This is a genomic window from Methylocaldum sp. (assembly GCF_039794385.1).
Lineage (GTDB): Bacteria > Pseudomonadota > Gammaproteobacteria > Methylococcales > Methylococcaceae > Methylocaldum.
On record NZ_JBDIVO010000019.1, the window covers coordinates 23,955 to 30,614 of the forward strand.

Genomic DNA, 6,660 nt, shown 5'->3' on the forward strand with positions numbered 1-6,660 from the left:
CGATTCTCGATCATTTTTGCGGTTCGGATCATTTCAGAGCGGAGCTTGTTTAATGAAATCGGCGTTGAGTTTGCTGGCTTGCTTGGTGTTGTTTTCGGCTACGGCTTTTGGAGCGGCTAAGGCGGAGGAGTTCAAACAAGGCGTCGATTACGAGTTGGTGAATCCGCCGCAAACAACTGTCGATCCCTCCAAGGTCGAGGTCATGGAGTTCTTCTGGTATGGCTGCCCCCACTGCTATCACTTCGAACCGGATTTAAATGCCTGGCTGAAGAAGAAGCCGGATAACGTGGTTTTTATTCGACAACCTGCCGTTTTCAATGCACGCTGGGCGGCTCACGCCAAGGCATACTATACGGCCGAAGCGCTCGGGGTACTCGATAAGGTCCATGCCGATTTGTACGACGCCATCCAAAACAAGAAGCAAGCTCTGGAGAGCGAGGCGGAGTTGGCCAAGTTCTTCGCCGACCATGGCGTCGCCGACGGCGATTTTCGCAAGGCCTATAAATCGTTTGCCGTGGATACGAAGATGAGGCAGGCCGAAACCATGGCGGCGCGCTACGGTGTGACGGGAACGCCCAACGTCATTGTCAACGGGAAATACCGAATCGCTCCTCAGCAGGCCAAATCGTTTCCTCGGATGATCGCTATTATGAACGATTTAATCGAAAAGGAATCCAGTGGGGCAAAGGGTGCCCAATAATTGTGTTTACATGAAAGAATCAACATTATGCAGCCGGGGTTACCGGCGAGCAGGTTGGGGGTATCGTGTCACTTAGTACTGTCATGACATCTCGGGCTGTTGCGAGTTCTTTGGAGGCTACCGCGCCGATTAACAAGCGGCGTGTCAGATTCGCAAGTTTCAATATTCAAACGGGCATCACAACGTCCAGTTATAGGGACTATATCACCGGAAGCTGGCGGCACATCTGGCCCTCTCAGAAGAGACTTCCGAATCTGATTCGAATCGCTCATCTTCTCAAGCCTTTCGATATCGTTGGTCTTCAGGAAGTCGACGGCGGCGGCGCACGCAGCCATCACATCGTTCAAACCCAATATCTCGCGGAAACCGCCGGTTTTGCCTATTGGCACAACCAGGTCAACCGACGCATCGGCAATCTGGCCCTGCACAGCAATGGGCTGTTGAGCCGCATCAAGCCCGACTTCATTCATGACTATAAGCTCCCTGGCCTGCCCGGTCGGGGCGCCTTGCTGGCCCGCTTCGGGGCGGTGGGCGACGATGCGTTATATCTGTGTATTCTGCATCTGGCGTTGAGCAGGCGTGCCCGGCTCAAGCAGATCGCGTTTATCAGCGAATTGATCCGCGATCTGTCGTATGTCGTTTTGATGGGAGACCTGAACTGCGAGCCGAATTCGCCGGAGCTCAATCTTTTAACTTCCGCAACCGAGCTCTGCGACCCGATGTGTGAGTTGAAGACATTTCCGAGCTGGCGCCCGCATAAAATGCTCGATCACATTTTGGTAACGCCGAGTCTTCAAGTGACGAATGTCCAGGTGATCAATTTTGCCTGCTCGGATCACCTGCCCATCGCGATGGAAGTCGAATTGCCCGATCAGTTGGCGGTCGCTGCCTGAGAGGCCGCACCGGAGGTAGGTCGGCAATCCCTTGTTGCGGGCTATGTGTGCATTTTGGATGTAAGCCGCAGGTCGACAGCAGGTTTGTCGGCACAGGATTGCCGACCTACGACTTATTTTGGCCTGACTTCTGGGGGGCGCGCCGAGTTCTCAATTCGCACCGCTGCGGCGAAAATTGTACTAGCCCATCCCATCCGCACCCGAGACTGTCGCATTCATCACAAATAGTCCTTCGTAAGCTCGCTCGTCTTTCTGGGTGACGGTCAGCGTCAGCAGACTCCCGCAATAGCCGAGCCAGCCTCCGGCCGAGGCGAAGCCGCCCGCGACGCGGTAAATTCCGGGCGTCAGCGACAGGAACGGCAACGTTAGCCGTAACTGTCCGCCAGCCGGTTTAAGTGAACCCCGGTTGCCCTCCATTTCGGAATAGATGGAAGCGAGCAATATGCCGGTCTGGGTCCAAAATTGGAGCACCAAGCCGGCGGATTCCACCGGTACCGCGGCAGCATAGCTCAGTTCAAAATCCACGGATTGCCCGGTGAAAACCTTCACGCTGTCCGTGTTTTCCTGTCCTTTGACTGCTAACGTTCGTATCGAAGCCGCTCCGGTAAAATCCGCCGGCATCTCGGGAGCGTTTTCCAACGGTTTGAGTTGCCGATTGAGATAGCCTATCGATTCGTAATACTTGAGAAACAGCTGGTCGGTTTCCCCGAACGCCAGCGCCTCGCCATCGAAGAGGAGCAGGCAGCGGTCGGCTACATGCCGAATATTCATTTCCGAGTGGGATACGAATAGAATCGTCGTCCCGTTGTGTTTAAGGCTGTTGAGCCGCTCCAGGCAACGCAACTGGAAGGCGACGTCGCCAACGGCCAGGACTTCATCGACGAGCAGGACATCGGTCGGGACGCAGGTGGCGATCGAGAATTCGAGTCGTGCGTACATGCCGTCGGAATAATGCTTGACCGGCGCGTCGATCGACTTTTCCAGTCCGGCAAAGGCTACGATGTCGTCCAGTTTGGCGTCGGTTTCCCGTTTGTCGAGTCCCAGTTGCGCACACTGGATATAAATGTTTTCCCGGCCGGTCAGCATGGGCTGAAGCCCCGTGCCTAGGCGGATCAAGGACTTGATCTTACCGCGCATGGCTATGCGGCCTCGATCGGGCCGGTAATCCCGATTCACCAGTTTCAGCAGCGTGCTCTTTCCGGCTCCATTGGGGCCGATGATTCCGATGCATTCGCCGACCCGTCCGGCAAAGGAGACATCGCGTAACGCCCAAAACTCTTCGCTTCGCAAACGCTCCAACGGTTTCAGGCGGAGCATGCTCCGGGATGCGTCTTGGAAGCCATAGAGCAGATCGGCTTTCAGTGACCGGCGAAATTTTTTTCCGACGCCATCGAACAGAATTGCTGGCTGAGACACGGTTGGTCTGGATTGTGAAAACAAGTAAGGCGTCAGCGATTAAAGGCTTGATGTAAGGCTGTAAACGCGATGCTTAAGCCGGCTGTCCGTTTAGTGCGTACGGCAGGGACCCGGTCCGTAATAGCGTTTCAACCATCGACTCAACCCGTCGAGGCCGGGGAAGAGCATCCGTTCGGTGACGTTGTCCTGATCGAGTTTGTCCCGTACTTCCCATTTAATTTCTTTCGGGATGATGATGCGGTAATAAAGGGCTGGATGATTCAAAAGAAATTCGCTGAGGACCAAGGTTGCGCCGGGCATTGCCGACATGATCGCGCCTTGGTTGACGATGCGGGCGTCCAGCGACGGCGGCTCGAAGAACAGCACGAAGCGGCCATTCTCGGCCAAGCGGTCGAATTCGTCTAGAGACTGGATGAATTCCAGCATTTCGACCGAGAACAAAAATGCGGATTCGCGGTTGAGCACTTCGCGAAGCTTTTCCGGCAACAGGGATCGGGCCTCGACGACATTGATGCACCAGATCGCAGCATCCCGGTCGTAATATTGCTCCTCGGCAGTGGCAAAATGCACTGCGACCTTAGGCGAAATGGTCCAATCCAGAAGGCGGGTCGGTAAGCCGTAGTGCTGAGCAACGGCCAACTGCACCCAGAGCGTTTCCGCCGGTATGGATCCGGGCTCCGCATATTTCCGGAAGCCCCGCAACATCGGCTTCTCGACGTTGATGTAATCACCCCCGAGCCGCAACAGGCTGTTTTCGAGTCCCCAAGAGGCGTCGGCCAAGCCTCGGTAGACGAGATCCGATCGATAACGTTGAAGAGCATTTTTCGGGATGTCGTACAGAGCCCGCATCAGCTCGGACCAATTCGCGACTCGAATGTCGTTCATGACGTTTTCCATGTCGGGGGGAGCAGGCGATGGTCAAGAGATATCGATTCGTATCGTAGAGCACATTCTAGTTCGATGTACCGACTATGGGGTACACTTCCTTACGCCCATCTTGCAGATCGCTTAGGGCACCTTGGTGTAGGGCGCATTAGCTTTAGCGTAATGCGCCGAATGGGACGGCTCCCCATGTGGCGGAATACGCGAGTACGCTATTCCGCCCTATACCAGCTTCGACAGGGCTCAGGACACGCATCGTTCTTCGCAGGCCCAGCCCATCCTATACCGGCCATCATTGGAAAACGGAAAGCCGCACAAAACAGGATTCCACTAAACGGCCGGAACAATAGCATGCCGCGCTTGTGTATACTCTACGAAGCAGCAAGATGCGTGTGTCTCAACGGAGGGAATCCGGATGGCTGCTCTGTTGGTCGCAAAACACATCTCTTTTACTGAGCCGCGCTCGAAACAAGCTCTTCCTCCACCGGCTCCATAGCCTCCCCGGACGGATTCTGCTCGATCTGAGCGACCACTTCGCTGGAAGCGAACATCAATCCGTTGCGATAGTAATGGCAGGCGGCGGCGAAGTCGTTTTGCTGATGCAGCACGTCACCCAAGAGCTGGTAGGCTTCGACGCTGGGTTCCACGTTGAGGCTTTTTTCCAGGTAGTCTTTGGCCTTATTCCAAAGCTTGCAGTGGATGGCGAGTTTGCCCAGTACCCTGAACAGAACGGCATCTTTCGGATGCGGTCCCAGCCAGGTTTCCGCATGCTTGAGCTGCTTTTCCCGGTCGGATAGCTGGATGCAACCGTAGAGAACTAGAAGGGTCTCGTCCCACTCGTCGCCGAGAGCGCGGCGCAGCTCGTCCTCGATTTCCTCGCCGGCACCGGCTTCGATCATGGCGGCGAAATAGAGGGACTGAATTCCCGTGGATGCGCGAATGTGCTCGGGAACGGTCGCCCAAACCTCCCGCAAGGCGGTAACGTCGCGAGATTCGGATTTTTGTCTGATCAGAGCGCTGTAGGTTTCCGTTTCGAGCAGTTTGACCTCCGCTTCCATCAAAACCTTGTTCTTGTGCAAGGCGGGAAGCAGGCTGCGCAAACTTTCCCAATCTTCCATTTGGGCATAGGCTTGGTGAGTCAGCCTCAAGACAGCGGCGTGGCTCGGGGCGATCTTGTTCAGATGAGTCAGAGACTCCAGCGCTTCCTCGAATTGCTTGTTGGACAACTGCAATTCCGCGCGGGTCAGGCCGACCGCTAGCTCCGACTCGGGCGCGATTTCACGGGCCAGCTTCAAATATTCGTCCCGCTGTTCGACGGCGCCCCGTGCATGTGCGGCCCGTGCGGCGGTCAGATAGTTGATGAGCGGCGCGCCGCTGTCTGCGGCATGGCGGATCAGATTCCGCTCCGCCTTCTCCCAATTGCCCTCGGCCGTTTCGATGAGCCCTGTGATCAAGGCTTCCTGGGAACGCTTGCTACGAAGTTCGCCACCGCGCTTTTTGAGGACTTTGGGAATGCTCATCGCCTGCAAGACGACGCGGACCAAAAAGTAGAACAGAACGAAAGCGACGATCAAAGTGACCAGGATCACGAGTAGCGAGGATTCCAGCACCCAGCGATCGTAGCCGATGATGACATAGCCCGCGTCGCCGGCGATCAATCGGCGGTGAACGAAAAAGCCCACTCCGACGGCGATCGAGACGGCGATCAACACATAGATGAAGGCTTTTTTCACGGCTGTGCTCCCGCAGGTTGTGCCTCGCCGGATTGCTTTTCCCCAGTGGCCTTCGTCTCGGCCTGCTCGGCTTCCAGACGTAGCTTTTCGATGTTCCGCAAGAGAGTTAACGACTTGCTGATATCCGGGAATGGCATGCGAATCGGCTGGTCCGCCAGTGCGCTGATTTCCGCGGCGACCTCCTGGGTTTTTTTCGCGTCGGGATCGAAGTGCTCGTTCAGCCACTCGCGCGCGGAGGCCAGATTGGCTTTGTACATCTCTTCGTCGCCTCGGAGGAGCGCCGCTCGGCCCGTTTCCAGCTTGAGCAGCAGAACTTGACGTAGCGCCTCCGCCTGTTCCGGATGGAGAACGGCATTTACCGGCCGATCGGTGCGGCGTATCGTTACCAGGTCCTTGATATTGTCCAGCGCGGAACCGAGCGGCCCTTCACCTTCAGCCCCCGCGGCGGGTTCGGCCGTTTCGGGGGTGTCGTCGTGTTCGCTGACTTTGCCCGCATGGGGTAAGAACAGGGGAATATCCTTGGCCTTGCTTTCAAGAGCCAGCAGTCTGGAGGAAAGTCCTACGATATCCGGAGCGTTGAGCCGCCGGAGAGTTTCGATTTCCTCGGCCAACGCTTCCCGGACTTTGAACACCGCCGGATCGCCGCTGTCGTGCAGGCGCTGGTCCGCGGCCTCCATGGCAGCAATTACGGCTTTCACGTCGCCGATCAGGTGAAGTTTTTGGTTGGCGATGCTCAGAAGGTACTCGGCGTCCGCTACCAACAAATCGCCACGGGTCTTGTTGAGCTGTCGTTGGATGCGCTGAACCGATTCATTCAGTTCGTTCCGCGTCAGGTTCAATCTCTCGTTGAGCTGGGCGGACTGATCGCCGATCAGCCGCTCGAATTTCGAATCCTCCGTCGTCACCTGAGATTGAAGGGTGGCGAGCTGGGAGTGCAGTGTGGCCATCTCGGATTGCATCGCGCTCAACTGCCGCGTGAACTCCATGATTTGCTGGTCCTTGCTGGTCAATTGGCCGCCCAGACCTTCCTGCTTGG

The 6,660-nt window shown here is 56.4% G+C and carries 6 protein-coding genes; 2 read left to right on the forward strand and 4 right to left on the reverse strand.

What is annotated here, in order from left to right; genetic code table 11:
* Positions 1-52 precede the first annotated feature (52 nt).
* Both ABJK70_RS03315 and ABJK70_RS03320 read left to right on the forward strand, forming a co-directional pair.
* A complete protein-coding gene (locus ABJK70_RS03315; protein ID WP_156879481.1) occupies positions 53-700 on the forward strand; it encodes a thiol:disulfide interchange protein DsbA/DsbL in 648 nt (215 codons plus the stop codon).
* A 65-nt stretch (positions 701-765) separates the two neighbouring features.
* The gene (locus ABJK70_RS03320; protein ID WP_240502353.1) at positions 766-1,593 is read left to right on the forward strand and encodes an endonuclease/exonuclease/phosphatase family protein; all 828 of its coding nucleotides are present in this window, start codon (positions 766-768) and stop codon (positions 1,591-1,593) included.
* Between the two features lie 180 nt (positions 1,594-1,773).
* On the opposite strand, the gene ABJK70_RS03325 is transcribed toward ABJK70_RS03320, so the two are convergent.
* From ABJK70_RS03325 to ABJK70_RS03340, 4 genes are all read right to left on the reverse strand, one after another.
* Positions 1,774-3,009 carry an ABC transporter ATP-binding protein gene (locus ABJK70_RS03325; RefSeq protein ID WP_086133071.1) on the reverse strand — a complete coding sequence of 412 codons (1,236 nt, stop codon included), beginning with the start codon at positions 3,007-3,009 and terminating at the stop codon, positions 1,774-1,776.
* Between the two features lie 90 nt (positions 3,010-3,099).
* Positions 3,100-3,894: an FRG domain-containing protein gene (locus ABJK70_RS03330; RefSeq protein ID WP_077727916.1), complete on the reverse strand. Its 795-nt coding sequence runs from the start codon at positions 3,892-3,894 to the stop codon at positions 3,100-3,102.
* Between the two features lie 446 nt (positions 3,895-4,340).
* Positions 4,341-5,624, reverse strand: a complete 1,284-nt coding sequence (locus ABJK70_RS03335) for a heme biosynthesis HemY N-terminal domain-containing protein (protein ID WP_347257406.1) — start codon at positions 5,622-5,624, stop codon at positions 4,341-4,343.
* A partial coding sequence (locus ABJK70_RS03340; protein ID WP_347257407.1) for a uroporphyrinogen-III C-methyltransferase occupies positions 5,621-6,660 on the reverse strand: 1,040 nt, incomplete at its 5' end. The genes ABJK70_RS03340 and ABJK70_RS03335, both read right to left, overlap by 4 nt.